3 protein-coding genes are annotated in these 2,999 nt (G+C 60.8%); 1 reads left to right on the forward strand and 2 read right to left on the reverse strand.

All coding sequences use genetic code 11. The annotated features are described in order from the left end of the window. The coding region (mmsA, locus tag A3754_RS12175) for a CoA-acylating methylmalonate-semialdehyde dehydrogenase (protein ID WP_063519902.1) at window positions 1-1,168 on the reverse strand (1,168 nt) is incomplete at its 3' end. A gap of 142 nt (window positions 1,169-1,310) precedes the next feature. Between mmsA and A3754_RS12180 the strand changes: the two genes are divergently transcribed. After that, window positions 1,311-2,219, forward strand: a complete 909-nt coding sequence (locus A3754_RS12180) for an AraC family transcriptional regulator (protein WP_063519904.1) — start codon at window positions 1,311-1,313, stop codon at window positions 2,217-2,219. 36 nt (window positions 2,220-2,255) lie between these two features. Here A3754_RS12180 and A3754_RS12185 read toward each other — a convergent pair. Further along, on the reverse strand, window positions 2,256-2,999 hold a 744-nt coding region (locus A3754_RS12185; RefSeq protein ID WP_231880606.1), incomplete at its 5' end, for a DUF1963 domain-containing protein.

A 2,999-nucleotide genomic window follows, 5' to 3' on the forward strand; every position in this document is an offset into this window, starting at 1 on the left:
AGCACAATACCGGCCCGAAAATTTCTTCCTGGTAAATCGCCATGTTGGCAGTCACATCGGTGAACAGGGTCGGCCCAACCCAGTTGCCCTCCGGCAGCCCCTCCACGGTGCAATCGGAGCCATCCAGCAAACAGGTGGCGCCTTCCTGCTTGCCCTGCTCGATCATTTTCAACACCCGCTGTTTGGCAGCCGGGCTGATCTGCGGGCCATAGGCGGCCTCCGGGTCATTCCAGGCACCGGGACGAATCTGGGCAAACTGGCTGGCCAGCTCATCGATCCAGGCTTTGGAATCGCCCACGAACACTGCCACGCTGATAGCCATGCAACGCTGCCCTGCCGCCCCGCAGGACGACCCAACCAGGCTGCTGACCACCTGCTCCTTATTGGCATCGGGCATGATCACCATGTGGTTCTTGGCGCCGGCAAAACACTGCGCGCGCTTCATGTTGTCGGTGGCCGTGCGGTACACGTGCTGACCCACCGGCACCGAGCCTACGAACGACACCGCCTTGATGTCCGGGTGCGACAGCAGGGTATCCACCTGCTCCTTGCCACCGTGCACCACCTGCAACAGGCCCGGCGCCGCGCCGGCTTCCTGGAACAGCTCCGCCAGACGGTTGGGGGTCATCGGGTCCTGCTCGGAAGGCTTGAGCACAAAGGTGTTACCCGCGGCGATGGCTAGCGGGAACATCCACAGGGGAATCATGGCCGGGAAGTTGAACGGGGTGATCCCCGCACACACGCCCAGCGGCTGGGTCCAAGAATGGGTGTCGATGCTGCGGGCCACGTTTTCCACGGTTTCGCCCATCATCAGCGAGGCGATATTGGCGGCCTGCTCGGCCACTTCGATGCCGCGCCACACGTCCCCTTTGGCATCTTCGAAGGTTTTGCCGGTTTCCTGGCTGAGGATTTCAGCAATTTCGTCGTGATGCTCTTTCAGCAGCGCCTGGTAGCGCAGCATCAACCGGGCTCGCTCGGAGACCGGCACTTCTTTCCAGGTCTGGAAGGCGGCCTTGCCCGCCGCAATGGCCCGCTCCATTTCCTCGGCGGTGGCCGCCGGGGCCTCACACAGGGTTTCCTGGGTGGCCGGGTTGGTTACCGCAATCCACTGGTCAGTCTGGCTGGCAACAAATTCACCGTTAATCAGCAGGGGTAATTGGTGGGCCATCGGGTTCTCCATCCTTTTTCGGGCTTTCGGCTGGGCGCGCCAGCGTAAAGCGTGACTGCTTACAAGCGTTGTCCCTGTTGTAGCACAGCTTTTCTGCCATGCAGATAGCCACTTTTGACCAAGATGGACTATATTGCTGTTTATGGAATACCAGGAACGACCAACCGCCGAGACTTCCCGCTGGCCATTGCCCGACAGCGGCCAACGCACCGTGATCCCCCCGGCGGTGCTGACCAGTGTCCGCGATCATCCGCTTTGTTCTGGCTGCATGCCCCATGGGGTGGGCTTTTATCCGCAGGCCAGCGGGCACCGCATGGCACGCCAGCATCCGGCGGACGACCTGTTGATCTACTGTGTCTCCGGGGCAGGACAGGTGGCTTACGGAGGGCTGAGCCAGCCGGTTGAGGCCGGTGAGCTATTGCTGTTGCCTGCCGGGCTGGCCCATCGCTACTACGCCAACCCGCAGCGCCCCTGGAGCATTTACTGGGTGCATCTGGGCGGGCCTGAAGTGCAGGGATATTTCGACGAAATTGCCGGGCAACACCAGCCAGGCATCCGTAAGGTCCGGGTCGGCGTCCATTCCCGCCTGGCGGAGGATTTTCAGGCGTTGATGGCGGCAGCCACCAGCGCCCAGCCGGAACACCTGATTTACGCGGCCAACCTGCTACGCAGCCTGCTCGCCTACGCGGCCCTGATGCGCCGCCAGCACCAGGTACGCCACGCCACCCTGGATGTGGCACGGGTAAACAGCTACCTGCAAACGGCCATGGACCAACGCCTCAGCCTGGATACACTGATCGCCGCCACCAGCGATTTGTCCCGCTACCATTTTATTCGGGAATACAAACGCCAGACCGGGCAAACCCCCATGCAGGCGTTCCTGCGCATCAAGGTTAGCCATGCCTGCTACCTGCTGGATATCACCGACCAGAGCGTGGCCGCCATCGCGCTGCAGCTGGGCTACGATGATCCATATTATTTTTCCCGGCTGTTCAAGAAAGTGATGCGCGTTTCGCCGCAGCAATACCGCCAGGAAAGAGGAAAAAATTGAGCAGTTTATGAAAATTTCCAGGAAATTTTCATAAATTCAGGGGCGGCTTTCCCAGCTCATGGCGAGTACCTGCGGACTGTTTTCACACTGGAAAACATAGGCGCAACCGCTGTTGCCGAACCAGAAGGGAAGGGTGTCCGTTGAATCCAGCTGCAAAATAAATTTCATCGGCTTTTCGCAACAAGGGCAGGACGGGTAGGCCACCTCTTTTACCCAGTGCGGCCAACCGAGAAATTTGTCGCCCGGACGCGGGGCAGGGCGGTGCGCCTGGAGCAGGGCGACCATGCCATCGGGCATATCATCATCGTTGAGGGCAGCGGTTTCCTGGTGGTCTGGAAAATCCGTTACCCGCTGCCAGCCAGTCAATGATTGCTCGGGGAACGCATCCGGTATGCCCACCGGCAGGGCATCAAAACCACCGGCCTGCTGCCGGGGAATCACTCGTACCAGAGAAGCGTCGGAGAAGGGCAGGTGCGCGTGCCCCAACACTTCACAGTCTTCTTCCCCGTTGGTGCAATAGAACACTTGTAGCACCCCGTCACCGAATGCCGCGCGCCCATCCACCGGGACATCCTGGGAATCCAGCTGCACAAACAGCTGCATGGGCTGGTGGCAATGGCCACAGCAGGGCCAGGATTCACCCTCTTTCAGCAGTGGTAGCCCACCAAATTTGGAGCGTGCCCCCGGCACCGCCGGGCCGACTCGGGGGCGCCAACCAGGGCGGGACAGGGTAGCCAGCTTGTGCTTGATTTCTTCGGGTAACATGACTCGTCCTCGTAC

The sequence above is a fragment of the Alcanivorax sp. HI0083 genome, assembly GCF_001635175.1.

Bases quoted from the DNA above. Each gene is read 5' to 3' on its own strand.
- A3754_RS12180 (WP_063519904.1), top strand. From the start codon at position 1,311: ATGGAATACCAGGAACGACCAACCGCCGAGACTTCCCGCTGGCCATTG.